The organism is Sphingomonas zeae, from assembly GCF_014197135.1.
Taxonomy (GTDB): domain Bacteria; phylum Pseudomonadota; class Alphaproteobacteria; order Sphingomonadales; family Sphingomonadaceae; genus Sphingomonas; species Sphingomonas zeae.
Genome location: NZ_JACIFA010000009.1, coordinates 22220 through 48541, shown reverse-complemented (window position 1 = coordinate 48541; position 26322 = coordinate 22220). Strand labels below are relative to the sequence as shown.

The window sequence follows — 26322 nt, the reverse complement described above, 5'->3', positions numbered from 1 at the left end:
GTCTCCATCGCTAGCTCTACCGCTCCATGTCGGATCGGATCTGGATCGGCTCGACCTGTCGAACCGGGGTCGGCTCACGCACTGAAACCTCGAACCCCCGCCGCAGCACGTCCGAAATCATCTGTCGGCTTTCGAGGTTAGCGGTTGCCATGCGGCCCGCATCACCGCCGAAGACCTCGCCGATATGGAGCTCCATCGCGGCCTGTGCCTCGCGCGCGCCGGCGAGCCGTGGATCGGCCGAGACGCGATCGATGGTCCCGTTCAGAAAGATCTCCGCCAGTTCTTCGCTCTCGCGCTGTCTCGCACTCGCGTCGCGGTCCTGACGTTCCCCGACAGTCGGCTCTCGGTCGATCAGCGTTCCGCTGCCGGCGGCCGAATGCTTCGTGCGGGCGGCGTCTTCTAGTTCATCGGCAATGGCGCTGGTGGCGCGCTGTGGCTCGCTTGCCTCTAGATGAGGGGTTTCGCGGTGCATCCCCGATCGCACGCGAGCGATCGCGTCGGCGATTTCGCCATGGCTTTCGTCGACCATGTCCAGTGAGCGCAACCGGTCCGGCCCGTATCCCACCTGCTCGAACGCCGCAGCCAGCGTTGGGCTCTCGAGGGCGCGCTCCAGAGACGTGTTTACTGCCTCGCGATTATGATCGAGGCGCTCCGATCGAACGTCGCGATCGAAAGCATCCATGCCTGGACGCAGGGGCGCATCGAGACTTTTGCGGTCCTCGATATGCCGGCTGACCGTGAGGAGGAGCTTTCGGTCGCCGCTCGATAACGCGTTTCCGTCATCGTCGCGCAGCGCGCCGCGGCCATCCGCCTCCGGCGGAGTCATCGCTGCCTTGGGATGTGTTTCGCCGACAATGTCAATGCGCGGCGGGGCAGCGGCTCCCTGCTGAGCGTCGCGCTCGCGGCGCTCCTTCGATGCGCGTCTGGCCTGCTCCACGCGCTCTTGCTCGTTGAAGCTGGGATCGTAGCCACTGACCCTAAGTCCTTCGCGGGTCGCGGCCTCCCAAACGGCCTGCCGAAACTCCGGCGACCCGTCGACCGCGATGCGATCCCAGCCGCTATGCTGCGCGATTGTCACGAGGGCGGCCACCGTCTCGGCGTCCTCACTTCGCGCAACGATGCGATCGTTCGTGATCTCGATCGAGGGTCCATCGCGATCAGTGGGCCGGAAGAGACCGATCCGCTGCTCGCCATCGGCACCGTCAACGACACGAACGTCGTATCGCCCGGCCAGGGCCGGTGGTAGCTCGAAGCCGGCCGGCTCGGCTGGAACCACAGGCATTCGGTCGTCCCGGACGATGCTGTTGGCGCCGCTCATTTGAACACCGTGACTGTGGTCGGCGAAAGCGGGCCGACGACCCATTGGTCTTGGGCTGTCAGCGTTGGGTGTGCCGCCGAAGCCGCGCGTGTCGCCGCAGCAGTGTCAACTCCTGGCAGGGCTGGAGCGGTTTCAATGGACCCCAGGTTCACCGCGGCTGACCAGACGCGGCCTGCATAGCCGTTGCGTAGACCACGGGTGAGGGACCCGGTGTTGTACATCGAGTACGTCGCAGAGATCGCGTCCAACCCCGAATAATGCCGGGCGGCGGTGTCGTAGCTGCGCTGCAGGATCACCGAGGCAAGACGAAGATTATTGCATGGCTCAAACACGCTCTCGATCGTCACGCCGAGACGGGTGAAATTTGCTGAGTTGATCTGGGCGAGGCCGACGTCGACCGTGTAGCCCGCCGCGATATAGCGGCGTACCAGCGCCGCTCCCTCCGGAACTGTTCTTGCGCGAACACGGGGACCCTTGTTCACGTTTATCTGCAACGGCTCGCCGCCGCTCTCGGCGAGGACGAGCGGCACGATCGCTTCGGTCGCGATCTCGGGAGCGCAGGCTTTCGCCAAGGCGATGATGGCCGGTACGTCGTAGCTCATTGGGACGTCACCGTCTGGTAGCGCGTGTCGAGCTGGTAGCGTGCCGTCGTTCCATCTGACTTAGAGACGGTGAGGCTGTAGCCATGTTTCGTTTGACGCGTCCGGATGCCGACGCCGATGCAGCTGGGGAACACGCCACCGATCGCGAGATGCTGCCAGAGCTTCGTAATTGGTGGCACACAGGCGGGATAGGTCGTCGGCGAGCCCGGTGTCGCGAGACACAGAACGACCTGACAACCCCAGTCGGACGCGCGTGCCGGCTGTGGCACCGCGATCGCCAACACGCCGGCAAGGGGGATCACGACGCCCGCTGCGCTCTGCGAGATCGTCTTGAGAGTCCGTGCCAGCATCATCCACCTCCTTGAAGCGAACGAGGACCGGTCGTCGCGAAGACGTCCCACGCCGCAGGTCTCGGCTCGGCAACCGACCCCTCGGGGACCGCGTCCAGCTGCCTGGTTCCGGCGGGTTGCTGCCCGCTACCGTTCCGCGCGACGTCCAAGAACCAGTCTTCGCCGTCCTCGATGTGCTGCGTCCGGTCTATGGTCTGTCCCGGGCGGGCGAACGCGACGTGCCAGTGATTGGAATGCCCTTGATCGCCTGGGCCAAGGAGCTCGATGATCCGGATGCCGTGCTGGGCCATCAGTGCCCGGATCCGGCAACGATCGATCGTCCCGACGCCGCCAGCCGGCACGAAGTCGACGGCTTGTCCGACTTTGTGCCAGCTGTAGCGGGCCCCATATGTCGCATTCGCCGGTCGGATCGTATCGGTGACGCGGGCGCCGAACGCCTTGCGAAGCAGGCTGACCACATCTGATACGCTTTCGGTACCGGCGAGCGGCGATCCGCGGCCGCCATCGCCGACACGCGCGAGACTGCATGGATCAAACACCGTCGATGGAGTGACCCCGAAGGTCGTAAAATGGCGCCCCGCGATCTGGAGCGGACCCGCGGTGAAGTCGGCCCTGAGGGCGAGAAGGTCGCGTACCGTCGCTTCCGCATCCGCGAGGTTCTGCGGCTCTCGCAGCAAGGTAGCGCCGCTGATCACGGCAACCGGAAAGGACCCCGCCGAGATTGGCTGAGCGGGTCCAACCATGGCTGCGCAGAGCTGGATTGCCTTCGCTGTGAGTGCCGCTGGAAGCATGATGCTCCGTCCATCTGGTGCAGTCCAAATAAACTCTAAAACGAAAATGACGCAAGATGGAAATTCGGCAGAGTCGCTTTAACGGCCTTCCTGGGTGCCGGCGGTTGCGTGGTCAGGCCGGTCTTCGACGCGCACCGTGTTGCTCGGAGCCTATGGTTGACCTACAGAATTCGCGCCCGGCACACGGTGGCGCTGGCGCCGTTCATCGAGAGGAGGGCAGGGGTGGGAAAAGTCGTCGCGTTCCTCGCGGAATGCCAAGGATCGGCGACGATCGACGATCAGAAGGCCGCCATGAACTCCGAGGCGCTCATCGTCGTTGCGGGCCGTCAGAGCTTCAACAAGCTGGGCGATCTGCTCGCACGCAGCGGTCTCCAACTTGAGGCCGGCGACAGGGTCGTGGTTTATGATCTGTCGTGTATCACACTTTCCACCCCGACGTTGATCCGCCTTATCGACCGGATGCTCCGCCGCGGCATCGCGTTCGAGATCGTAGCGGCGGGCGTTGTCATCGAACCCGCACCTGACGACAAGCTTCACGCGCTGATCCGCGCCCTTGATGGGCACCATCGTTATTTGCACGGGTTAAAAACACATCCCGAGACAGCGTCGCGGGGGCGCAAACGGCTTCTCGACCCAGATGATCTGCCTGCGATCAAATCGAGGCTGGAGTCACCGGGGGCGACGGCAACCGATGTCGCCCAGGAGCTACGCGTGTCGCGCTCCACCTTGTTCAACTTTCTCGAACGGTACGATCCCGACCGGGTCAGAAGGAGCAAGAAGATCAGCGACGGGGGTGATGAGGATATTAGAAAGCAGCGTCATCTCGCGTAACGTCACGCAGTCTGACGTCGCGCCCATGATATCCTTGATGCGCTGCACGGAAAGTGTCGCCCGCGCCGCCAGGACTTCAACAGAGAGCCCGGATCGATCTGCCAGCGCCGCGATCCTCAGACCGAAGCGACGTCGCATCGCTTTACCATCGCTCACGCCGACACTCCATACGATAGACCAGATACCGCTTTGTCCGGTTGCTCGAAGCAGTCGATTGCTACCCAATTGGATTTAGGAGGCCAGCGTAAAAGGAACAACGCCGTGTTTGGATGCAAGAAGCGATTAATTCGGAGTGATTAGGTTCCTAGTCGTTGTTCGGACGAAGCAAATCCCACACATCGGTGTCGAGAACTTCGGCAATCTTCGCCATGAGATCGAGCGTCGGATTGGCCTGTGCGCGCTCGACCTGCGAAATGTAGGCGGCCGTGCTGCCGGTCCGCTCGGCGAGTTGGGCTTGCGTCATGTTGTGAGCAAGGCGACGCTGTTTGAGCCTTCCGCCGAAAAGCTCGGCGAGAGGCAGCCTGACGTTATCGGCGATGATTACCTTTGGCATGATGCAGCGCTACCAAGTTTTTCGTGTAAGTCCCACAGTCTGCATCGAGGCGCGGCGCTCAACGCAGGATCACGGCAAGGCTGGGCCACGCCCGCAGGACGCCACGCTTCGTCAATGCTCTTGCGGCGCACGTTGGGTCCAGTGGGCCGCTAGACCGATGTCGTTGTCCAGCCCGTCCGGTAGTCAAAAAAGCTCCGGTCGGGCTAGGCGAGTGCCGCTCTCGTGTTCGACATAGCGCGCTGCGATCCGGAGGCCATGTGAGGCGGCGAACGCATCCAGCGCGGCGCGAGCGCGGTTGGCGTCCTGTTCAGCGATCGATGCGCGGAGATAGGCCCGGACGAACGTACCTCAGTGCTTGATGAACGGTCTTGTTATGTCCAGTCCTTTTTGAACGTCGTTTGACGGAAACGAGACTGAGCGCGCTCCAGTCTTTCAGAGGTATGCCCAAAAGACTGGCTGGGTCGATTTGCTAAGTTTGGCTTCTTAGGGAACGCCGCGAGGGACTACGCCGGACGAAAGCGCCGTGACACGGTGGGGTTAGCCGAACCGGTGTTGAGCGCGTAGTCGCTCCGGCGTGCTTTTCGGCTAAGTGTATGTGCCGACGGAGTGATCGCAAGCTCAAAGCCCGCTGGGTCGATCCAAACAACCTCATTATCCCGCAGTACGGGTACCACGGCATAGTGCCCGCGTTGTCCGTTGGTGCCGGTCAGCACGGCGTCAAACTGCGCAGTCGGCTTGTCCTCGGTGGCCTTCCTGGCGAGTGACCTCTGCCACTCGAGGAAGCGCTGCGGATCGATGAACGCGTCCGGTTCGGGGGCTGGTTCAGCAGATGTCAGCCAGCGATTAAAGTCGGCGCGGCGGTTCGCGCCTTCATCCCGTGTCTTCGCCAAACCCTGAGATAGACAGAAGGCGATGAATGGATCGTGCGTACCCCAGCGTAGGAGTTCCCGTGCCCAAAAGCCGAACCACGGAAGACCGGTCGTAGCCTTCCAATCACTCAAGCTAGGGATGGCTAACGGATCGGCTGCCCCCAGCGACCAAGCCTGCGCAACGACGGCTCCCAACGCCATACCAAGACGGTATTCGAGGTTGTCGGCGACGAAACGCTGCCAAGATCGCAGTTGATCGGGGGCAGGGGGTGTTACATCAGGTTCGTTGAGGCACCACCCAAGGACGTCATTCCAGCGGTCAAGCAGACGCTCATCGGTATCGGTCCGGCGGACGCGGAAACCGTAGCCGCGATCGTCCTTGATGAGATCGCCGATCCGCTCGAACACGTCGATCCGTTCTTCTGGACTAGCGGTCCCGTAGTTTACCGCCTTGCTGATTTCCGCAAGTATCGCGGTCGCTACTCCCTCGAACCGGCGACCAATCACCGGTGTGAAGCCAAATTGGTAGAGGCGAGTGCGTTCGGCACGGTCAGGGTAGAGCTGGGTGACTACGCCGGAACCGCGACGAATAAATGCTTGTTCAAGCCATGCTTCTTGGGCGGTTGCTGTTGCGCTGAACGTGCGCTCCCAAACGCTTTTCAGATGTGCCTCGATCTGCGCGCGCGACATTGCAGCAGTATCGCTTTGCTGAAGTTCCTCCACGGCCGCCAACGCCAAGCCATCAAGCTCATCCATGGCATCCGCAAGTCGGGCACGAGGGTCGGTCGCTCCAGTGCCGGCTGCTGCGCTGACGGTCGTGGGCGCCGTCGCCTCGAGCCAGTTGAGGAAGTCGTCTGGCGATACCTGCAGCAGCCGATGCGCGCGATCCCAGATCAGTTCCAGCAGCATCGCCAGGGGGCTGGGCACACTATCGGCATCACGCTCTTCTATTACAAGCGCATCACGCAGCTGGTCGTATTCCGTACTCAAGGTTGCCAGCTGACGACGCTGTATGGGGCGGCTCGCAGTGGCAGTGGTTGAAATTTGGCGGGGCAGAGCGACCAGGGTCAGTCCTTCAATCCCTCGCGATGCACCAGGTCGCCCAGCGCGTCCGGCAAGATTGCGAAACTCCGCCGTACTAAGCGGAGCGATGATCTGCTCCTCCTCGACTGGATCCCACGATGTGCGCTTCAGTGAGGTCAAAAATATGAGATCGAACGGAAGATTCACACCCTCCGTCAATGTCGCCGTCGCGACCGTTATCGGGCAAATACGCTGATCGATCATCTCCACCATCAACCGACGGAGACGCTGCGGCATCTGACCGTGGCTGGTGGCAATTCCCCGTTCCAACAGGAAAAGCTCGAAGCTATCGGCTCCACAATAGTCCTGACAAGCGGCTCGCGCCTCGTCAAAGCGCTCACCACGGCGGCCCCGGGGCGGCGTAAAATTGACGATCGCCTGCCAAGCTGGCAGCTCAAGCGCTTCTTTGTACCAGCGCATCGTTTGTTCGGGCTCTTGCGCGACCGAGATCAGGATGCGCTGATCCTCCTCTACGAGATGCAGGGCGGTCCACAAAACGCTCAACGTGTTGAAGCGATTGAGGCTGTTGCGCCACTGCGAGCGAAGCTGAGGCATCGGTGCAACGCGGAGGGGAAGATACACCGGGTCTTCCTCGCCCCGGAGGTAAAGCGGGCGGCCGTTCATGAGGTCGAGCAGGATACGACCTGATGCGTTCGTTGCGGTCTCCAGCACCCCGATAACCTGGCGGGTGCTGCGATAGCGGACGCCAACGGCCTGAGCATCCCCGCGGCCTTCGATCCAGCGCGCAACGGGCTGTGCGGCCCCCCCCTGCAACGGCGGTGAGCGCGATGCGTACGACCTCCGGCTGTCGCGCGACGATACGCGAAACCAGCGTCTCGAGCCGGATGGCCCGATTGCTATGCTCCGCGAAGCTTACGCGGGTGGACTCGTCAGCGTCGGGTACGACCTGATGGGCTTCGTCAATAATGAGGAGTTTGATGCGCGCTATGAGGATGGGCCCGAGATAGCGCATCAACGCGTCAGCCTTCTCGACCGTAGCGATAAGCACCACCGGACGGTCGGTCGTCAGCCAGGCATCCGTGATGCCCCAGTCGGCGCCACCATACAGACCCGTAATCAGGCACTCTCGACCAAGCTCCGAGGTCAGTTTCGCCTCGACCTCGTTCGCCAGCGCGCGAGAGGGAACGATATAAAGCGCCAACGGTCCGATCGCTGCGGGCTCCGCACGCAGGAGCAATTCTTTGACGATCGCCATGTTGGCCACCAACGTCTTGCCTGATCCGGTCGGCGTGCAAAGCGCGAAGGAGTCGTCGCGTAGTAGCCGTTCCAGTCCCTGCAGCTGCGATGTCCAAAGGATACCGCGCCCGCGACTGAATTGGTCACGCGCGTAATCGGTGAGCTTGGAAAGCCGCTCTGGCCGGAGCACAGCTAATGCGCGCAGGGGTTTGTAGATGGAGGCGGCAACGAAGCGATCGGCCACATCCCGGATCAGGGAAAGAACGAGCGCTGCATCGTCGCTGAAGGTCCGAGCTGCCATCTCGTCGAGCGCGCGCAACTTGGCCATTGCGCGATCCAGGCGTGGATCGTCACCGCGGCGGAGGCAGTCGGCGATGAGGCCGACAGTGCGAACTAATTCGATGGTGAAGTACCAGGTGACGCGATCGCCATCCTCGCCGGCTTCGTCGGATTCGAGGAGCGCGGTTGCGAGCAACGTTCCCTGGTCAGGCTGGGTGAGATGTGGGTGCTCGCTCCAGAAATTAGCGGCGCGCGCGATGACATCGTCGAAGTCGGCGCGCAGGAAGGCAGCGAGCAGGCTGACCCCATCCTGATCGGACGGCACCTGGGCGAGCAAGCCGGCTGCCATCGCCGGCAAACCGCCAAGTTGGTAGGCACCGGCCGCGAGCAATTCGATTGGTACGATCGTGCGCAGGCCGTCATCTGCCCGCGCCAACCACTCAAGCAGTTCGCCCGTGCGGCGATAGCAGTCGATAGCGCCAGGGCACGTCGGCCCATCCACTGTGCGGAAAATGTGCGCCGCATGAAGAAGACGGCGCGCGTCACTCAGCTGACTCTCAGACTCACGCGCCGACCAATGGATCGTGGGAACCTGCCAGGTCGTCTGCAAGCAACGCACGAAGGCGCGAGCCTGTGGGCGGGATAACGCGTTTTCGATGGCCAGCGAAGTGCGAACTTGCTCTGCGACGGCACGCCGCATCTCTTCGGACATGGCGTCAGGGCTTCCACATAGAGGTATACAGCCCGTCGATCAGCGCCTCACCGCCTTCAAGGATCAACTCGACAACCTGCAAGTCATGCGGGGCGGTGTAGTCTGCCGGCGGCTTCTTCCACGGGATCAGCACATTCAGTTTCTTGCGGGTCGCTGCGGCGTTGCCGGCGATCACAACGAGGTTCGTCCGAGCAAGCGTGGGTACGGTCGCGGTGATCGCGGCGTCCATGGACGCAATGGCGGTCGCATGATTCACGGGATCCCGCAGCTCCAGCAGGCGCTGCAGCTGACGCAAGCCCTTCGGAACGACGCTATCCCGATTCACCTCAAACCAAATGCCACGACCGTTGTGGACATTCTTGCCCGTAGTCGGATCTTTCAGGTTCTTCTCGCCATGGAGGAGGGCGGCGACGGCCGAGTTGGTAAGGGAGGCGCGCCACTTTGCTTCCCCGACGATGACCCGGACCACGTTCCCGGCCGCGTCGAGCCGTACCCCGACGAAGTCGGAACCGAAGCGACCGAATACCTGGCGCTTGCGGGATGGATCGTAGCGAAGGTCCCACAGATAGCTCTCCACATCGGCATGGAAGCGGAAAAGGAAGATCGGGACCGACCACTGATGCTCGCCGACGAGTTCCTCTGCATAGGCCTGGGTTACCAAGCCGGCGACTACTTCGCCAAATAGGCCACGCCGGGCGACGGCCGGCAGGCAGTCTGGATAGCAGGCATGGGCTCCCGCCGCCCCAGCGTCCGGGTGAAGGTCGATGCCGACCTGCTTATGAAAATGTTCGCGCGCGTCGAGATGAGCTGACTCAAAATACGGGCGAAGAGCGTCGATCAGACTCTTGTCGATTGGCTTGATCTGTTCGAGCAGGAGGTGACCGTAGCGATCTTCGATCGTCCCGTTGGCATCGAGCCACGCCTCAAGTGCGGCAGATGGGGGCGGTTCGGTGTGCACCTCACAACCTACCGGATAGTCACGATCTTCACGGCCACGTCGCCTGCTATGTCGCGCCACGCTTTGTCGGCGGTGTACGCCGCGACGCCGAGGCGTTTGGCCAAAGCGAGGCAGAAGCGATCGCCCAGCGACAACCCGGCCGATGAGGTGGCAGCGCGCAGGTTACCGGCATCCCAGGCGAGCGCATCATCCGCCGCGACGACGGTATAGGGCAGGGCCGCCAGCATCGCCCGCACGTCGTCAAGCGGCGCGCCTAGATGAACAAAGTGGCTGATGACCTCCGCCTGATTGATCGCGCACACTGAGGCATCCGCAATCACGCTGCCGACCTTGCTGGCACCGCGCTCGCCTTTCAACAGTGCGAGGATCGCCGAGACATCGAGAACGACATGGGTCATTCGCCGCTGTCCTCGCGCCGTACGGCAAGAAAGTCATCGACCGACGCGCCGGGCTGTTGTGCGTAGCGCTTGGCGATTGCTTGCGCCTTTGCCACCGCCTGCTCCACGGTGCGCAGGATAACTCCGTCCGGCGTTTCTTCGACAAGGACCGCACCGCCATCCTCAAGCCCTAGGCGCTTTCGAATGCCCACCGGCAGGCTCATACGACCATTTGGTGTGATGTTAACTTGTAGCGTCATATGGCAAAGCCCGCGTGTGGTGGCATTAGGAGTTATATATGCCACCATGATAGCGAAGAGGCGAGGGGGTAAACGCAAGCCGCCATCGATCCCGACAGCCACAATAGTTACTAGCGATAAGCCTGATTCCTGCTAGCAAGGTGGCAGGCAAAATTATGGGTCGGAACGGAGCCGAAACAGTGATCATCGACGTGCCGACGCCGGATGAATTTCACGATGCCGGCGTCAATCAGCTCTACCTGGCATGGAAGATCACCATGGACGCGCACGACGCGTGGTCCATCGGAGTTGGTGCCAGTGGGGATGCGGAGGCGACCGACGACTATTGGCGAAGTGTGCAGCCTGCACTGTCGAACGCCTACAGCCTTATCCAGCAAGCGATGGAGCTCGGCCTCAAGGGCCGGATCGCGCGCGTGTCGCCATACCTCCTCCTTGGCGATCCAGCCGACTGGAGCCCGAAGGCGGCGAAGGGGGCAACATCGTTTGGCGAGCTGCCGAGCCTCGAGGCGTCAAAGCTCGTAGCCGTGCACAACAGCGTTGCGGACCCGCCGCTGGACCCGGCGTTCAACACCTTCTGGACCGCGGTTCGCAAAGACCGCAACCGCATCATGCATTCGGCGCCGCGCGTAACCTTCACTGCGGGTGAGGTCACCCGTACCATCCTAATGGCGGCAAACGCGCTTTTTGCGGAGACATCATGGGTTGACCGGTTGTTTGCGATGGAGGGGGAGAGCAAGTTCGCCATCTTCGGCCTGGATGACCACGTCTACAGCGCCGTTGTCGGCCAGGTGGCCTGTGCCATCGAATTCCTCACACCCGCGGAGGCGATCGACCTTTTCGGCTTCAATCCCAGGCAGCATGCCTATCTCTGTCCTGCCTGCTTTGAGGCCACGCCGTACGATTATGCGGTGGATCTCCCAAAGCTAGCCCAGTTTGCCGCCAAGGTGCCCGGCGAGACCGAGCTAAGCTGCGTCGTCTGCCAGACGACGACTGACGTTAGCAGAGACGAGTGTGTGTATCCGGAATGTGTCGGTAACGTCATCGCCATGGAGCGGTGCCTGACCTGCTACCAGCTGCAGGACGAGCATCTGAAGATCGACGGCCCACCAAACGATGGCCAGGGGGATACTGTCTATGGCTACGACTTCATCTTTGGCCGGCCCCGCGAACGATCGGGGCGAACTTTTCTGAAGCACTATCAACGCGAAGACAGCGATGACGGTGCCATCGCCTTTGGGAAGCGAGCGCTGACGACACCTCACCTCGCAAGCTGGACCAGCGTCTCGATCTACGAGCACCAGTCCGGTATCTTTCCCTTTGGTGACAAGGCTCGAGTGCGCCCGCTTGGTCATTGGCTACGTCAGGAGGGCACGCTGTCATGGCACAAGGACGTGACTCTCTATGATCCTGTGCATGACGGTCCAGTATGATCGGCGATGATGCCGCGGAGCGCCGCGCGCTTCTCGCGATCGGGCCGATCGATCTGTCGCCAGCGTCAATCGATCTCGCACCGGATCTTAACCAGAGCGACCGCGCCCGGGTCGACCATTTCCTGGCGCGCGCATCGGCGGATGCGACCTTGCGTGCCTATCGGTCCGACTGGCGACTGTTCACGACCTGGTGCGACACACGCGGCTACGCCTCACTCCCGGCTTCACCCATTGTCACGGCTGCGTTCCTAAGCGAGCTTGCCAGAGACGGTAGCACCCATTCGAATGGGCGACCGTTATCCAAGTCGTCCATCGGTCGGCGGCTGGCCGCGATCGTCTTTGCCCACCGCGCCGCTGAGCTCGAACCGCCAACCGTACAAGCCGGCGCGGCCGCGCTGGATCGCGTGATGCGGGGTATCCGTAACGCCAAACGCAGCGATCGCCCGGCGAAGAAGCGGCCGGCCGACAGCGACGTGCTGCGTGACATGGTGCGCCATATCACCGGCTCCGCCCTCATCGACTACCGGGATCGCGCGCTGCTGAGCATCGGCATGATGGGGGCGTTCCGCCGCTCTGAGCTGGTCGCGATTGACATCGCCGATGTGGCCGAAGATCCACGCGGGCTGCTGGTCACGATTCCGTTTTCGAAGGGCGATCAGGAGGGCAAGGGGCAGAGCGTCGCGGTCCTCGATGGTCGTCGCATGGAGCCTGTGCGCCATTACCGCGCCTGGTTGGAGGTCGCGGGCATCACCGAGGGGCCCGTGTTCCGCCGTCTCACACCGCACGGCCGCCTCACCGAAAAGCCAGTTAGTCCGCAAACAGTGGCGCTGGTGGTCAAGGCGCGCGCAGCCGCAGCCGGCTATGATCCGGCACTTTTCTCAGGCCATTCACTGCGCGCCGGCTTCCTGACCGAGGCGGGTCGCCATGGTGCCAATTTGTTTAAGATGAAAGAGCACAGCCGCCATAAGTCGCTCGAGATGCTCAGCGAGTATGTTCGCGATCAGGAGGCGTTCCGCAATCACGCCGGCGAAGGCTTTGCGTAATGAGCAGGCGCGGAAGGGATGGGTTGGCGTTGGCGAGGATGTCGCATAGGCATAAGGGCGAGGGGACGCTGTGAAGACCGACACATCCGATGACTTCCAGTTCAGCCTGGCAGGCCGCGTGCGCAACCTTGGTTTCGCGCCCTCTCCGTTGAACGCGCTGTTCCCGTTGTTCGAGGCAATCGCCAACGCGTTCCATGCCATCGAGGCGCGCTGGGATCGTGAGGCGACGGCGAAGGGCGTCATCACGGTGACGATCCTACGCAGCAGCTCGGACGACGAAAACCCACCGGTCGCTGGCTTCCTGATTGAAGACAACGGGATCGGGTTGAACACCGACAATTGGCGCGCGTTCCGCACCGCAGATACCGCCAGCAAGATCAGCCGCGGCGGTAAGGGGGTGGGTCGCCTTTCCTGGCTGAAGGTGTTTCAGAACACGCACGTCAACAGCAGCTTCAGCGAAGGCGGCTCAACGCTGCACCGGTCGTTCGACTTCGCTGTCGCCCAGAACGACGCCAGTCCGCTGATTGGCCATGAGTTGCGGCTTGCGGGTGCGACCCCGACCATCGGCACGAAAGTGCGGCTGGAGCCTTACGTGCAATCCTACAGTGCGCATTGTCCTCGCAAGGTCGACACGATAGCCGCGCACATCATTGGTCATTTCCTGCGCAACTTCGCCAGCTATGAAGTGCCATCCTTCACGCTTGTTGATCGTGCCGAGCGGATCAGCCTGCTCGATTTTTACAGCAGCAACGTCGAGTCCGACACGCCCGAGACATTGAAAGTCGTCCTCGAGCCCGGGGAAGAACCGATCGACGTTGATATGTACCACATCCTGCTCAACAAGGGATTGCGCCTGCACGACGGCGGCAAGCACTGGAACCTGTATGTGGGCGATGGCCGCGTTGTTCGCGACGAGAAAATCGATAATCAGCTTGGGCTTGGTTACATCGGTGAAAATAGCGACTCCGTCTATATCGGCTTGGTGTCAGGCGACTACCTGAACGGCCACGTTAATCAGGAGCGCACCAACTTCACGTTCCGCGAAGATGACTATCGCAGCCTGCATCAGGCGGCGGTCGACGCTGCCAAGCGACACCTAGCGCCCTATATCGAACAGGTTCGCACCAAACAGGCCGGTATTACCTTGCGCGTCGTACGTGAGAACCCGCAGTTTCTGGCCGTCGCCAGCAATATCCCGGCTTTCGTCGAGGAGCATCTATCGCTCAACGCCAAGTCGGAGGAGGATATTTATATCGAGCTGGCGCGCCAGCGTCGACGCAAGCAACGCGAGACGAAGCGCGAGATAAAGGCACTATCCGCCGGCAATGCCAGTGAGGTCGTCGACCGGGTGCAGAAGGTTGCCAGTGCGATCAACTCGGACAAGAAAGCGTCGCTCGCCGAATATGTCGTTAAGCGGAAGGAGATCCTCGATCTCCTCGACAGTTCGCTGGCGTACGTCGATCCGGAGAAGCGAGACTACTTGCGTGAGGAGATCGTCCATGACCTCATCATACCGATCCGCTCGGATGGCGAAGCGCTCGACTATGAAGACCATAACCTATGGATTCTGGATGATCGACTAGCCTTCTATTCCTATTTGAAGTCCGACAAGCCCTTCACAACGTTTCTCACCGACAGCGACAGTACCCGCGAACCGGACGTCGCCGTTGTTTTCGATCGATCGCTGGCGTTCGACCGTGAAGGTACTGACGAACCGATTATCATTGTCGAATTCAAGCGACCCGGCCGACCCAACTACAGTCATAGCGACAACCCGGTCACGCAGGTGCTTGAATATGTAAACATCATGCGGAACGGCGGAGCGTTCAAGGATCGCACCGGCAGGTTCCGCAAACCTATTCCTCCCAGCACCAGATTTATCTGCTTCGTCGTCGCTGATTTTACGCCAAAGCTGGTCGAGGTTGTATCAATGTCGATTGCTCAGAATAAAAGTGCGGATGGCGAGGGGTACTTTGGCTTTTCGCCCATCCACAATGCCGTCGTTGAGGTTCTGCCTTACAACAAGCTGCTTCATGATGCCCGGCTGAGAAACGAGGCCTTCTTTGCCAAGCTCGGGCTGAACTAGTTACTCGGAATCACGAATTTGCGCGGATGACATAGCTGCGATTCCTATGTCAGCTAGGGAGGGCATCAGGTGGCACTACCGTCTCTGGTGGCGTATAAAGCTGGTCCCTAGTCGCGCGAACCACGTCGTTTACATATTCCGGCCATGGGCCGGCACCTGGTGGCATCGCAGCTTCTTCCTGTCGGTCCCGCAGGCGATTGCGGATCGTGCGGGCGGTGGTGCGGGTCGCCTCGTTGTCATCGTGCCAGGCGCCCCAGCGAACCCGCCAGTTAACGTATCGTGGCGCGAAAACCAGGAAGATCAAGGCCCCCACGCCGACGCCGTGTTCGCCAAGCAGCAGGATGGGAAGCGTGGCAATGGCGAATGCCTGAATCAGCGCCCAACAGGAACGATGACGGCGAAAGCCGTTCTGAACCAGCGTCGTCGGCCACCACGGACCTGCGACTGCCCATGCCGCGAGCGCGACCAACAGGCCGGTCAACACCATGCTGACGACGAAACCGATCCACAGCAGCGCCTTGGGAGCAATGAAGGTCAAGAAATCACCCATGCTGGCGCTGCGTGTCGAGGTCGCGCAGCTCGCGCAACAGATCGGTGGCCGGCGTCGAGACCACGATATCGTGGATGACCTTCTGGTCGAGGCTGATCACGTCTCCGACCGGACGTTCCGCGTAGCGAACCAGCGCAGGCTCGCTGGACGGCGTCCAACGTCGCGACGTGCCGGGCTTGAGTTCGAAAAGAAAGCGAGCAGGGGAGGCCAGGCTGATGCTCTGCGTTTGGCCATCGCTGCTCTGGCGGATGTCGGCGACCACGCCGCGATAGCCGACCCCAAGTCCGTCATGCTGGAGATCGGTCAGCACATAGGCGATCGGGCGATGACCGTGCTGCGTAGGCTTGATGATATGCGTGTAGGCCCAGCCGTGCCCGCCAAAGTCCCACCCTTCCGTAGCGACATCGAGTGCATCGTCGGCCATCAGCATGACGACTGCCAGCGTCGAGAAAATCGGTGCGCAAATGCCCCACACCAGATCACTAGCGCTCAACGCGGCTGCCTTTGGCCCACCCTGCGCGACGATCAGCAACGTGCCGATCGGATTGACCGCGGGCGTCCGGTAATCTGCGGGCAAGAAGCGGCTGACGTCGATCAGAAGCGTTTGCACCAGCCCGATAGCAAGCCCGGTCAGCAGGTGCGCGATCAGGGAAACGGCGACCCCGATCGCCAGCACGCTCAATGCGTTAACCGGCAGATCCGGGCGCGCAACGGCGTACCGGCGGGCGCGGGTATTCCAGAGCAGGATTGCGAAGAAGCCAGGAAGGAGGATTGCAACGCCTGTGACAACGGCCAGCGTCAGTGAGAACAAGGCTCAGGCCTCGACCAATTTCCGCTTACCGGTCGCCTGGTCAATGACCATCTTAGGGCGCTTGCCCGCAGCCTTCATAGCCTTGAGCTCCCGCTCGAGGCGTAACATGTCATCGTAACCGCCAAGCTGCCACGCGATCGAGGCGGTCTCTTGCTGTTCGCGAGGGGTCAGAACAGTGGCCATGTGGACAACATAGGGACGCGATCGCGCCGCGTCTATGGGGCACGGTCCTATACCAGCATCTGACGGCCTGAAGGCTTAGTCAGCCAGCGTTCGAAAGTGCGTCGATGATCCGACAATCGGCGATCGTTGTCGCGTCGCAGGTCGCTCCCCATTGCACGATCTCGGTTCTCAGCGCGGCGAGATCGGCGAGCTTGCGATCGATCTCATGGATGTGAACCGCGGCGATCGCATCGACCTCCGCGCAGGAGCCGCGCGGATCGTCTGCTAACCGCAGAAGGTCACGCACCTGGTCGAGGGTGAAGCCAAGATCGCGCGAGCGCTTGATGAACGACAGGCGATCCAGGTGGGAGCCGTTGTAAACGCGGTAGTTCCCTCCGCTGCGGATCGGCGCCCCGATCAATCCTTCCGCTTCGTAGAAGCGTACCGTCTCGACCTTCAACCCGGTCAATCTTGCTATTTCACCGATCTTCATCACAGACCCTTGACCCTCAGTGGGATGAGGGTTCATATAGGGGGTCCGACCCAACGAATCGAGCACGATGATGGCGGACGCCTGTTGTTCAGCAAAGCGCGACACGATCGCGGAACTTGGCCGTAAGGCCGAGCAGCGACGCGCGCTGATCGTCGTCATGGTCATCAACCTATCGATGTTCGCCATCGAGTTCGGTGGTGGGCTGCTGGCCCGCTCGTCGGCGCTGATGGCGGACTCTGTCGACATGTTCGGCGATGCCGTGGTCTATGGGCTGAGCCTCTATGCACTCAATCGTGGCGCACGTTGGGAGGCGGGAGCGGCGATCGCCAAGGGCGGCCTCATCCTGGTATTCGGCATCGCCGTCCTCGTCGAAATCGCCGGTAAGATCGCCAACGGCGTGCCGCCGTCTTCGACGCTGATGCTCGGCTTCGGCGGGGCGGCGCTGGCAGCGAACCTCACGTGTCTGGCGCTGTTGTGGCGTTTCCGCGCTGCGAACGTGAACATGGCGAGCACCTTCGAGTGTTCGCGCAACGATGTCGCATCAAACATCGGAGTGCTCATCGCAGCGAGCCTCGTCCACCTCACAGGTGCCGCATGGCCCGACATCGTGGTCGGAGGCGTCATTGCGATTATCTTCCTCCGCTCCGCGTGGCGGGTGTTCGCGGATGCTATCCCCGCATGGCGTTTTGCTGACAGGTCCAGTGCCTACAATCGCCCTCATCGCGGAGAGAACGCATGACATCGGGTCGTCATGGTGATAGGCGCGTTCCCATGCTGGCCCGCGCCTGGTCCTTGCTGCTCCTCCTGCTGGCGTCGTCGCTCGTGATGACGGCGACCGTCCACGCGCGCGAAGTGCCGGGGCAGGCGACGACGATCGAATGCACAGGCGTCGTCCATGTAGATGGTGATGCCGATCAGTCGCAGGGTGATGCCGACAAGGCGATCCCGCATCATCATGGAACCTGTCACGGACAGGCTCTGAGCATTCCGCAGGCTGACGCCATCCCGGTCACCTTCAATATCGAGGGCGCTCGTCCCAAACCCGGTTTCGACGCCGTGCGGGCGCTGAGTTCCGTCGATCCGGCGTTGCGGCCGCCAAACGCCTGACGGATGCTGCCGGCCGGGATGACCCGGCCTGACGACATTCGTTAGGATTCCTCGACAATGCAGAAATTGTGCGCAGCCTTGCTGGCTGCGGCGTCGTGCGCCTCGGTGGCCCACGCGCAAGCCGGGCCGCCTGCGCCTATCACGCAGGCTGGACCGATCTATTCGCTCGACCAGGCGGTCGTCGCTGCCGGCGGCTCGGCGCCTTCGACCTCGGCCGCTACCGCTGCCATCGAAGCCGCACGTGCGGGCCGGACCGTTGCGGGATTGCGCCCCAACCCGGTCTTCCAAGGACAGATTGAGAATATAACGGGCTCCGGACCCTATCGGGGCGTGCGCGCCGCAGAGACTACGGTCGGGTTCGCCATTCCGATCGAACTGGGTGGCAAGCGCAGCGCCCGGGTCGGAGTTGCCAACGCCCAACTCTCACGCGCCGAGATCCAGGCGGCCATCATAGCCGCGGACGTGCGGTTGCAGGTGACGCAGCTCTACGTCGAAGCGGTCGCAGCCGAGCGGCGGGTGACGACGGCGCGGGATCAGGCGCGGATAGCGGGCGACGCACTCCGCGCGGCAAGTGTTCGCGTGCAGGCCGGACGGGCGTCGCCGCTCGAACAACAGCGCGCCGACGTCGCGCGGATCAACGCCGAGGCCAACGTCGAGCGTCAGCTCCGACTTTCCGACGCGGCCCGGGCGAATCTGGCGCGACGCATTGGTCAGCCGATCGATGGCCGTCTCGACGAGACGTTGCTCGATCGATTGCCCGACGCGGCGGCCTATGGGCCGGCGGCACCGGTACGAACGGTCGGAACGCTGGCGCTGGCCGCAGCCGATGCCGACTTCAGCATCGCGGATGCGGGCGTAAGGCTCGCGCGCGCCAATCGGGTGCCGGACATCAACGTCGGTCCGGCGCTGCGCAGGCTGGAAGCGACGAACGACACCGCGGCCGTCTTCACGGTCTCGATACCGATCCCGGTGTTCAACAACGGCCGCGCGGCGATCGCACAGGCGACTGCACAGCGTACCCAGGCGGACGCTCTTCGCCGGGTGACGGCGCTCGACATCGAGCAAGCCATCACTGACGCGCAGGCTCAGGCGGCGAACGCGGCGACGACTGCGCGTGCGGCGTCCGGACCGGCTTTGGCGGCCGCGCAGGAAGCGGCTCGGATCGCGCGCATCGGATATCGCGAAGGCAAGTTCGGGCAACTCGAACTGCTCGACGCCGAACGCACCCTCGCCGAGACGCGCGTCGCCGCGATCGACGCGCTCGCCAACTACCAGAATGCACGCGCGCAAGTGGAGCGGCTGACCGCCCCTGCGCCCGTTGGGGGAAACCAGTGATGAAAAGCTATTATCTCGTGGGCGCAGCGACGGCCGCCCTCCTGCTGTCGGCATGCGGCGGTGGAAGCGACGCCGGAAACGAAGCCGCTGCGAACGAGGCATCGAACAGCGCGTCGGCGAACGCCGGGGCGGAAGCACCGGCGCAGAAGGATGCCGTGACGCTCACGCGGGAGCAGATCGCCGCAGCCGGAGTCCAGATCGGCCGTCCGATCGTCGGAGGTGCGGGAACGATCGAGCTTCCTGCAATCATCGAAGGCGATCCGCAGGGCACACAGGTCGTGTCAGCTGCCATCGCCGGTCGGGTGGTCGCGCTCACGCGCAATCTCGGGCAGACCGTCGGCCGAGGTCAAACGATCGCCGTGATCGAAAGCCGGGAGGCCGCACAGATCAAGGGCGAGGTGCAGGCCGCACGTGCACGGCTGCAGCTCGCGAACTCCAATCTCGCGCGCGAACAGCGCTTGTTCTCGCAGAAGGTCTCGCCCGAGCAGGACCTGATCGCGGCGCGCACCGCAGCGACGGAGGCGCGCATCGCGCTGACCCAGGCGCAGAGCACCGTTTCGGCAGCCGGCGTCGGCGGGGCGGGACTGAACCGGCTGGGAATCGCCGCACCGATCTCGGGCCAGGTGATCGCACGGCCCGTGACCCTCGGTCAGACCGTGACGGCCGATGCCGAGCTCTATCGCATCGCCAATCTCGGCCAGGTGTCGCTGGCTTTGAACCTCAAGCCGGAGGATGCCGGCCGCGTCCGTCCCGGCAACGTCGTGACGGTCAAGGCCGCGGGCCGGCAGGCGACGGCGCGGATCACCTTCGTGTCGCCAGCGCTCGATCCCCAGACCCGCCTCGTGCCGTCGATCGCGACGCTCGACAATCGTGGTGGCACTTGGCGCGTCGGCGAACCCGTGACCGCTTCGGTCGAACTGACGGGCAGCGGCGGCAGCGGTGCGATCCGTGTGCCGACCACGGCGGTGCAGACCGACGAGGGCAAATCGGTCGTCTTCGTACGAACTCCGAACGGCTTCCAGGCGACCCAGGTGCAGCTCGGCGACGCATCCGGTGACACGGTGATCGTCCGCTCCGGCCTGACCGGCCGTGAGCAGATCGCCACCACCGGCAGCTTCACGCTCAAGGCCGAACTCGGCAAGAGCGAAGCGGTAGAGGATTGAGATCATGATCGCCCGCATCGTCACATGGGCGGTCGAGAAGCGTTGGCTCGTCCTGCTGCTCGCCGTCATCGCCGCAACCATCGGCGCCTTCTCCCTCTACCGGCTGCCGATCGACGCGGTGCCGGACATCACCAACAATCAGGTGCAGATCAACGTTCGCGCGCCAGCGCTGTCGCCCGAGCTGGTCGAGAAGCAGGTGTCGTTCCCGATCGAGACGGCGCTCGCCGGCACCCCGGGCCTCGAATACACCCGCTCGCTGAGCCGCAACGGCTTCGCCCAGATCACGGCCGTCTTCTCCGACGCGACCGACATCTACTTCGCCCGCCAGCAGGTCGGCGAACGGCTGCAGGGCGTGGCCGAGAACCTGCCCGACGGCGTGAACCCCGAAATGGGACCGATCGCGACCGGTCTGGGCGAGGTGTACATGTACACCGTCCGCCTGCAGCACCGCGCCGACGACAAGCACAAGCCCGGCGAGCCGGGCCAGCAGCCCGACGGCAGCTACATCACCCCCGAGGGCGATCGGCTGACGAGCGAGGAGGACAAGGCGACCTATCTGCGTACCGCGCAGGACTGGATCGTCACCCCGCTACTGAAGAACACGCCCGGCCTGGCTGGTGTCGACTCGATCGGAGGCTATGCCAAGCAGTTCCTGGTCGTCCCCGATGTCCAGAAGCTCGCTTCACTCGGCATCACGCTGACCGAACTGGGTAACGCTCTCGAGCGGAACAATACCAGTGTCGGAGGCGGCTTCGTCAACCGCAACGGTGAGGGACTGGCGGTAAGGTCGGACGCTCTGGTCCGCAACACCGGCGAGTTGGCCCGGACCGTCGTGGCGACCCGCAACGGTGTGCCCGTGACGCTCGATCAGGTCGCGACCGTTCGCACCGGACAGGCGATCCGGATGGGTTCCGCGTCCGAGAACGGCACCGAGGTCGTGGTGGGCACCGCGATCATGCGGATCGGTGAGAACAGCCGCTCGGTCGCGACCGCGGTCGCGGACAAGCTGAAGACGATCAACGCCTCGCTTCCGCCGGACGTGGTGGTGCAGCCGGTGCTCAACCGCACCGAGCTGGTTAACTCCACCATCCGGACGGTGGCGCGCAACCTCGGCGAAGGCGCGGTCCTCGTCATCGTCGTCCTGTTTCTCCTGCTCGGAAACTTCCGCGCGGCGCTCATCGCAGCGCTCGTCATTCCGATCACGATGACGCTAACCGGATTCGGGATGCTCAAGGCAGGCGTCTCTGCCAACCTCATGAGCCTCGGCGCGCTTGACTTCGGCCTGATCGTCGATGGTGCGGTCATCATCGTCGAGAATGCGTTGCGCAGGCTCGCGGAGCGCCAACATCACGAAGGCCGACGGCTCACCGTCAAGGAGCGGCTCGCGAGCGTGGCGGCTGCCGCGCGCGAGATGATCCGGCCTTCGGTATACGGACAGGCGATCATTATACTCGTCTACGTACCGCTGCTCACGCTCACCGGCGTCGAGGGCAAGACGTTCGTGCCGATGGCGCTCACCGTCATCATCGCGCTCGCCTTCGCGTTCGTGCTGTCGCTCACCTTCGTGCCTGCGATGATTGCCATCTGGCTGTCGAAGAAGGTCGATGAGGAGGACGGCCGCATCGTCACCTGGCTCAAGAAGCGCTATGAGCCGGGGCTCAATCGGGCCATGAGGCGTCCCACGATCACGATCGGGGCGGCCGTCGGCAGCCTCGTCCTGGCGGTCTTAGCGTTCGGAACGCTGGGGCAGGTGTTCCTGCCGCAGCTCGACGAGGGTGACCTGCTCATCCAGTCGCTGCGCATCCCGGCGACGTCGGTCCAGCAGAGCCAGGCGATGCAGGTGCCGATCGAACGCATGATGTCGAAGCAGCCCGAGGTGCAGTTCGTCTATTCGAAGACGGGCACCGCCGAGCTCGCATCGGACCCGATGCCGCCCAATGCCACGGACATGTTCGTCATCCTGAAACCGCGCGACGCCTGGCCCGACCCCAAGTTGGCGAAGGAGGATCTGGTCAAGCGCATCGAGGGCAATCTCGCGAAGTTCCCGGGCAACGCCTACGAGATCACCCAGCCGATCCAGATGCGCTTCAACGAGCTGATCGCAGGCGTTCGCGGCGACATCGCCGTCAAGGTCTTCGGCGACGATTTCTCCGCCATGAACCGGACGGCGGAGCAGGTCGCGTCAATCCTGCGCAAGACGCAAGGCGCGGCCGACGTGAAGGTCGAGCAGACGACGGGTCTCCCGATGCTCGACATCCGCGTCAACCGCGATGCGATGGCACGCCTCGGCGTCACCGCTCAGGATGTGCAGGACACCGTCACCGCCACCCTCGGTGGCCGCACCTCCGGGCAGATCTTCGAGGGAGACCGCCGCTTCCCGGTTGTCATCCGCCTCTCGGAGGCGCAGCGTTCGGATCTGGGGCTGCTGCAGCAGGTCCAGGTTCCGGTCGCCGGCGGGTCCTTCGTTCCCCTTTCCAGCGTCGCCGACATCGGAGTCGTGGACGGGCCGAACCAGATCAGCCGCGAAAACGGCAAGCGCCGGGTGGTCGTGCAGGCCAACGTGCGTGGTCGCGACGTCGGAAGCGTTGTGGCCGACGCACAGGCTGCCATCGGCAGCCAGGTGCGCCTGCCACCGGGCAGCTATCTCGAATGGGGTGGACAGTTCGAGAACCTCCAGTCGGCCAGCGCAAGGCTGAAGCTGGTCATCCCGGCCTGCTTCGTCCTGATCCTGTTCCTCCTCTATGGCGCCCTGGGATCGGTGCGTGATGCCGCGATCGTGTTCACCGGCGTGCCCTTCGCGCTGGTGGGCGGCGTGCTGCTTCTCTTCGTGCGCGGCATGGACTTCTCGATCTCCGCCGCGGTGGGCTTCATCGCGCTGTCCGGCATCGCGGTCCTCAACGGCCTCGTCATGGTCAGCTCCATCCAGGACCTGATCCGTTCGGGCATGGACCGCGCCGAGGCGGCGCATGTTGGTGCGATGCAGCGCCTGCGTCCGGTCGCCATGACGGCGCTGGTGGCATCGCTCGGCTTCGTACCGATGGCGCTCGGACATGGTGCCGGTGCCGAGGTGCAGAAGCCGTTGGCGACGGTCGTCATCGGCGGGCTGATCTCGGCGACGCTGCTGACGCTCTTCGTGCTTCCCACCCTCTACGCGCGGTTCGGGCAGAAGGCGATCGAGCTGCCGGAGCACTACAACGAAGAGCACGAAGGCGATGATCACGGTCAGACCTTCGGGAAGACCATGGCCTGACGAACGAGGAGGGCGGCACCGTCGTGCCGCCCTCCCATATCGATGATGGGGATACCCATGCCGGAGATCACGATTTCCCGAGTTTTCCATGGCCCGCCGCTGCGGATCTGGTCCGCGCTGATAGAGCCCGAGCACCGTCAAGCCTGGAGGCCGATGATCCAGCTCGACGATGCCAGCCAGGTTGGCGAAACCCAGTGCACGTTCGCCTTTCCGGGCTGGTCACGCTCCGTCCGTTCACCCGCCGAGGTCGACCACCTGGACAAGCCCCGGGCTTTCGCCTGGTCGTGCGGCATTCCTCACGTGTTCATGATCGAGGAGCGCTTCGAACTCCAGGGCGACGACGGCGGCACCACGGTGTCGCACAGCTGCGCCCTCCGGGGCCTGCTCTCGCTCCCGATCGCCGCGATGGTTCTGCGTCGTCTGCGCGTACTGATGATCGAGGCCGACGACCGACTTGCGGCCTACCTTCACTGGCGCGCCGGACAGGCGGTCCGCGGAGCCGACCGGCGCCGCATAGCGCAGCACTATCGGAGGAAGGTACGATGATTGGCATCAAGATCGTCGCGATGGTCGGCTTCGTGGTCCTGACCGGCTGCTCGAAGCCCGCGCCCAGCGACCCGCCCACCCAGCAGGAGGTTCATTCCGCCGACAGCGGGGTGTCGAGCGGGCAACTCGGCCGTCACCGCTATCGCTGCGACGACGGAAGCAGGCTGCTGATCGACTACAAGGACGATGGACTGCGGCTCGACCTGCGCGACGGGAACGATGCTCCTCCCCGGATCCTCAGCGCGCCCACGCAGAGGCTGCAATATGTCGGCGACGGCATCACGGCGACATTCTCCGGAACGCAGCTGACGATCGTCGAGGGCACGAGCCGAACCCGGACCTGCGTCCAGGAGGGCAGCAAGTGACCCGATCGTATCAACGGTGCGGTTCGGCCGGAACACGTCCGCGCAGACGTCAGCGGAGGGCGTGACGATGTCCGATCCGACCATCTCGAACGTCATGGCGATCCGCGCAGACGTGATCGCGCGCAGTCGAGCGCTTCGCGAAGCGCAGCCGAACGTCGCGCCCGGCGCGGCGCCGGGCACCCCCTCGTCCAGTTTCGCACAGACGCTCGATGGCGTCGTAGCGAAGGTCAACGAGACGCAGCAGCGGGAAGACGTCGCTACCGAGGCCTACGAGCGCGGCGAGACGAACGACATCGCGACCGTCGCGCTGATCCAGAACCGTGCAAGTGTCGCGTTCGAAGCGACGCTTCAGGTCCGCAACAAGCTTCTGTCCGCATACAAAGACATCATGAACATGCCGCTCGGCTGATGCCGAAGCATGCTGGAGCAATGAACATTTATGATTGTGGGCGCCACGCCACGATTTCGGCAGATCATGTTTGAGGTATGGAAGCCGCTGACGATCCTCTTCGTATGGGACGTTGCGGTCACCGCCTTCCACTTCATGACGCCGATCAAGGAGCCGCCGCTTCCGACTGCGTTGTTCGGCACCGCGATCGCGCTGTTCATGGGCTTTCGGACCAACGCCGCATATGCGCGCTGGTGGGAGGCGCGGACTTTATGGGGCGCGCTCATCAACGCGTCGCGATCTTTGTCGCGCGTCGCGCGGAGCCTTTCGGAAGGGAAGGACGATGCGGAGGGTCTCCACCAGGATGTGGTCCGTCGGCAGATCGCCTTCGCCCATGCGATACGATGCCAACTCCGCCGCGAACCCGCCTACGACGAGATCAGGCGGATCGCGGGCGAAACGCTTGCCGAAATGGTCGTTAAGAAGACGAACCCGGCCAATGCGATCCTGAACAGCATCTCTCTGCTGTTCGCCAGTGCCCTCGCGAACCGCAGGATCGACACCATTCAGCAGGCGATGGTCGAGCGCGTGCTGGTCGACATCGCCAACGCCCAAGGCGGTATGGAGCGGATCAAGAACACCCCGCTGCCGAATGGCTTCCGTTTCTTCCCGAACCTGTTCACCCGCCTGTTCTGCCTACTCTTGCCCATCGCGCTGGTCGAATCGCTCGGGCTCTGGACGCCGATAGGCTCGACGTTGATCGGCCTCGTCTTCCTCGCCGTGCTGAGCATCGGCGAAGATCTCACCGATCCCTTCGCCAACACCGTCCACGATGTGCCGCTCACCGCCATGTGCCGCACGATCGAGATCGATCTGCTCGAGTCCGCCGGCCTCGAGGCGCCAGCACCGCTCAAACCGGTGCATGGAGTCCTGTGGTGAGCAGCGAGCGAGCTAAACGGACGGCTGTGCCTCGTGGCAGGCTCTCCCTGCTCGCGCTCGCCGCACTGGGCCTCACGGCTTGCGGGCCAGCGCCAGACGACACGGAAGGCGTTCTTCACAACGCGGAGACGATGCCGGACTTGGTTGGGCAACGTGTCGTCTACTGCGACGACGGATCGCGCGCCGACGTCGACTACCTCCGCGATGGTCTGCGTATGGCGGTCACCTGGCTGCCGCGCGGCAGGACGGAGATCCTGCGCGCGCGGGGCACCGGTGACGAGTTCCGCAACGGCAGCACGAGGGCGGTGATCGCGGGTGGATCGATCGCCTTCACCCGCTCCGACGGCAAGGTGCGCGTCTGCCACCGCACCAAGGGGGAGAACTGAGCGATGCGCCCTCTTGCACGCACTTCGTTGTCGGCGTCCGCGGTGATCCTCGGCACGATCATCATCACCAGAAGCGGGCTGAAGCTGC

27 protein-coding genes and 1 pseudogene are annotated in these 26322 nt (G+C 63.3%); 14 read left to right on the top strand and 14 right to left on the bottom strand.

From position 1 onward, the window contains the following. Positions 1 to 16 precede the first annotated feature (16 nt). The 4 genes from GGR45_RS13560 to GGR45_RS13545 are packed head-to-tail and all read right to left on the bottom strand — an operon-like array spanning position 17 to position 2947. Positions 17 to 1318 (bottom strand): LPD7 domain-containing protein, encoded by a 1302-nt coding sequence (locus tag GGR45_RS13560; protein WP_061780302.1) that lies wholly within the window; start codon positions 1316 to 1318, stop codon positions 17 to 19. Then, on the bottom strand, positions 1315 to 1920 hold the full coding sequence (locus GGR45_RS13555; RefSeq protein WP_175312628.1) for a lytic transglycosylase domain-containing protein: 606 nt from the start codon (positions 1918 to 1920) through the stop codon (positions 1315 to 1317). The genes GGR45_RS13560 and GGR45_RS13555 overlap by 4 nt, the downstream gene beginning before the upstream one ends. After that, the gene (locus GGR45_RS13550) at positions 1917 to 2270 is read right to left on the bottom strand and encodes a hypothetical protein (protein ID WP_043061496.1); all 354 of its coding nucleotides are present in this window, start codon (positions 2268 to 2270) and stop codon (positions 1917 to 1919) included. Before GGR45_RS13550 ends, GGR45_RS13555 begins: the two co-directional genes overlap by 4 nt. Next, on the bottom strand, positions 2270 to 2947 hold the full coding sequence (locus tag GGR45_RS13545) for a muramidase (RefSeq protein ID WP_246358229.1): 678 nt from the start codon (positions 2945 to 2947) through the stop codon (positions 2270 to 2272). Before GGR45_RS13545 ends, GGR45_RS13550 begins: the two co-directional genes overlap by 1 nt. Before the next feature lie 270 nt (positions 2948 to 3217). On the opposite strand from GGR45_RS13545, the gene GGR45_RS13540 reads away from it, so the two are divergent. Next, entirely contained in the window at positions 3218 to 3892 is a 675-nt protein-coding gene (locus GGR45_RS13540; protein ID WP_240456340.1) for a Hin recombinase, read from the top strand. A 304-nt stretch (positions 3893 to 4196) separates the two neighbouring features. On the opposite strand, the gene GGR45_RS13535 is transcribed toward GGR45_RS13540, so the two are convergent. The 6 genes and pseudogenes from GGR45_RS13535 to GGR45_RS13510 form a co-directional block, all read right to left on the bottom strand. After that, on the bottom strand, positions 4197 to 4445 hold the full coding sequence (locus tag GGR45_RS13535) for a helix-turn-helix domain-containing protein (protein ID WP_043061479.1): 249 nt from the start codon (positions 4443 to 4445) through the stop codon (positions 4197 to 4199). A 183-nt stretch (positions 4446 to 4628) separates the two neighbouring features. Continuing rightward, positions 4629 to 4766, bottom strand: a pseudogene (locus tag GGR45_RS19685) (recombinase family protein); the annotation flags it as partial. Between the two features lie 2025 nt (positions 4767 to 6791). After that, positions 6792 to 8585, bottom strand: coding sequence for a DEAD/DEAH box helicase (locus GGR45_RS19680; RefSeq protein WP_232479914.1), 1794 nt, complete (start codon positions 8583 to 8585; stop codon positions 6792 to 6794). A gap of 4 nt (positions 8586 to 8589) precedes the next feature. After that, positions 8590 to 9543, bottom strand: coding sequence for a hypothetical protein (locus GGR45_RS13520; protein WP_043061473.1), 954 nt, complete (start codon positions 9541 to 9543; stop codon positions 8590 to 8592). Positions 9544 to 9551: 8 nt separating this feature from the next. Beyond that, complete coding sequence (locus GGR45_RS13515) at positions 9552 to 9941, bottom strand: type II toxin-antitoxin system VapC family toxin (protein WP_043061472.1); 390 nt, start codon at positions 9939 to 9941, stop codon at positions 9552 to 9554. Then, on the bottom strand, positions 9938 to 10180 hold the full coding sequence (locus GGR45_RS13510) for an AbrB/MazE/SpoVT family DNA-binding domain-containing protein (RefSeq protein WP_043061471.1): 243 nt from the start codon (positions 10178 to 10180) through the stop codon (positions 9938 to 9940). The genes GGR45_RS13515 and GGR45_RS13510 overlap by 4 nt, the downstream gene beginning before the upstream one ends. Before the next feature lie 179 nt (positions 10181 to 10359). Between GGR45_RS13510 and GGR45_RS13505 the strand changes: the two genes are divergently transcribed. The 3 genes from GGR45_RS13505 to GGR45_RS13495 all read left to right on the top strand — a co-directional run bounded on the left by GGR45_RS13505 (position 10360) and on the right by GGR45_RS13495 (position 14739). Further along, positions 10360 to 11610, top strand: a complete 1251-nt coding sequence (locus tag GGR45_RS13505; RefSeq protein ID WP_133178092.1) for a hypothetical protein — start codon at positions 10360 to 10362, stop codon at positions 11608 to 11610. Next, the gene (locus GGR45_RS13500) at positions 11607 to 12653 is read left to right on the top strand and encodes a site-specific integrase (protein ID WP_043061468.1); all 1047 of its coding nucleotides are present in this window, start codon (positions 11607 to 11609) and stop codon (positions 12651 to 12653) included. Before GGR45_RS13505 ends, GGR45_RS13500 begins: the two co-directional genes overlap by 4 nt. Before the next feature lie 70 nt (positions 12654 to 12723). Beyond that, complete coding sequence (locus GGR45_RS13495; protein WP_043061467.1) at positions 12724 to 14739, top strand: ATP-binding protein; 2016 nt, start codon at positions 12724 to 12726, stop codon at positions 14737 to 14739. Positions 14740 to 14788: 49 nt separating this feature from the next. Here GGR45_RS13495 and GGR45_RS13490 read toward each other — a convergent pair whose 3' ends face one another. The 4 genes from GGR45_RS13490 to GGR45_RS13475 all read right to left on the bottom strand — a co-directional run bounded on the left by GGR45_RS13490 (position 14789) and on the right by GGR45_RS13475 (position 16755). Continuing rightward, positions 14789 to 15289 carry a hypothetical protein gene (locus GGR45_RS13490; RefSeq protein ID WP_061780449.1) on the bottom strand — a complete coding sequence of 167 codons (501 nt, stop codon included), beginning with the start codon at positions 15287 to 15289 and terminating at the stop codon, positions 14789 to 14791. Further along, the gene (locus GGR45_RS13485; RefSeq protein ID WP_064312603.1) at positions 15282 to 16100 is read right to left on the bottom strand and encodes a hypothetical protein; all 819 of its coding nucleotides are present in this window, start codon (positions 16098 to 16100) and stop codon (positions 15282 to 15284) included. Before GGR45_RS13485 ends, GGR45_RS13490 begins: the two co-directional genes overlap by 8 nt. Before the next feature lie 3 nt (positions 16101 to 16103). Next, positions 16104 to 16283: a hypothetical protein gene (locus tag GGR45_RS13480; protein ID WP_043061464.1), complete on the bottom strand. Its 180-nt coding sequence runs from the start codon at positions 16281 to 16283 to the stop codon at positions 16104 to 16106. Positions 16284 to 16362: 79 nt separating this feature from the next. Continuing rightward, complete coding sequence (locus tag GGR45_RS13475; RefSeq protein WP_043061463.1) at positions 16363 to 16755, bottom strand: MerR family transcriptional regulator; 393 nt, start codon at positions 16753 to 16755, stop codon at positions 16363 to 16365. 70 nt (positions 16756 to 16825) lie between these two features. Here GGR45_RS13475 and GGR45_RS13470 point away from each other — a divergent pair, with 70 nt between their 5' ends. The 10 genes from GGR45_RS13470 (at position 16826) to GGR45_RS13425 (ending at position 26234) form a co-directional block, all read left to right on the top strand. Then, positions 16826 to 17494 carry a cation efflux transmembrane domain-containing protein gene (locus GGR45_RS13470; protein ID WP_043061493.1) on the top strand — a complete coding sequence of 223 codons (669 nt, stop codon included), beginning with the start codon at positions 16826 to 16828 and terminating at the stop codon, positions 17492 to 17494. A 32-nt stretch (positions 17495 to 17526) separates the two neighbouring features. Then, positions 17527 to 17862 carry a hypothetical protein gene (locus GGR45_RS13465; RefSeq protein ID WP_061780451.1) on the top strand — a complete coding sequence of 112 codons (336 nt, stop codon included), beginning with the start codon at positions 17527 to 17529 and terminating at the stop codon, positions 17860 to 17862. A gap of 57 nt (positions 17863 to 17919) precedes the next feature. Further along, positions 17920 to 19197, top strand: coding sequence for a TolC family protein (locus GGR45_RS13460; RefSeq protein ID WP_043061461.1), 1278 nt, complete (start codon positions 17920 to 17922; stop codon positions 19195 to 19197). After that, the gene (locus tag GGR45_RS13455) at positions 19197 to 20360 is read left to right on the top strand and encodes an efflux RND transporter periplasmic adaptor subunit (protein ID WP_043061460.1); all 1164 of its coding nucleotides are present in this window, start codon (positions 19197 to 19199) and stop codon (positions 20358 to 20360) included. The genes GGR45_RS13460 and GGR45_RS13455 overlap by 1 nt, the downstream gene beginning before the upstream one ends. 4 nt (positions 20361 to 20364) lie before the next feature. After that, entirely contained in the window at positions 20365 to 23610 is a 3246-nt protein-coding gene (locus GGR45_RS13450; RefSeq protein WP_043061459.1) for an efflux RND transporter permease subunit, read from the top strand. Positions 23611 to 23667: 57 nt separating this feature from the next. Beyond that, positions 23668 to 24156: an SRPBCC family protein gene (locus GGR45_RS13445; RefSeq protein ID WP_043061492.1), complete on the top strand. Its 489-nt coding sequence runs from the start codon at positions 23668 to 23670 to the stop codon at positions 24154 to 24156. Continuing rightward, complete coding sequence (locus GGR45_RS13440) at positions 24153 to 24521, top strand: hypothetical protein (RefSeq protein ID WP_043061458.1); 369 nt, start codon at positions 24153 to 24155, stop codon at positions 24519 to 24521. Before GGR45_RS13445 ends, GGR45_RS13440 begins: the two co-directional genes overlap by 4 nt. Positions 24522 to 24588: 67 nt before the next feature. Next, positions 24589 to 24930, top strand: coding sequence for a flagellar hook-basal body complex protein FliE (gene fliE / locus GGR45_RS13435; protein ID WP_043061491.1), 342 nt, complete (start codon positions 24589 to 24591; stop codon positions 24928 to 24930). Positions 24931 to 24960: 30 nt separating this feature from the next. After that, complete coding sequence (locus GGR45_RS13430) at positions 24961 to 25848, top strand: bestrophin family protein (protein ID WP_043061457.1); 888 nt, start codon at positions 24961 to 24963, stop codon at positions 25846 to 25848. A gap of 131 nt (positions 25849 to 25979) precedes the next feature. Beyond that, entirely contained in the window at positions 25980 to 26234 is a 255-nt protein-coding gene (locus GGR45_RS13425) for a hypothetical protein (protein ID WP_232318554.1), read from the top strand. Positions 26235 to 26322: the final 88 nt, after the last annotated feature.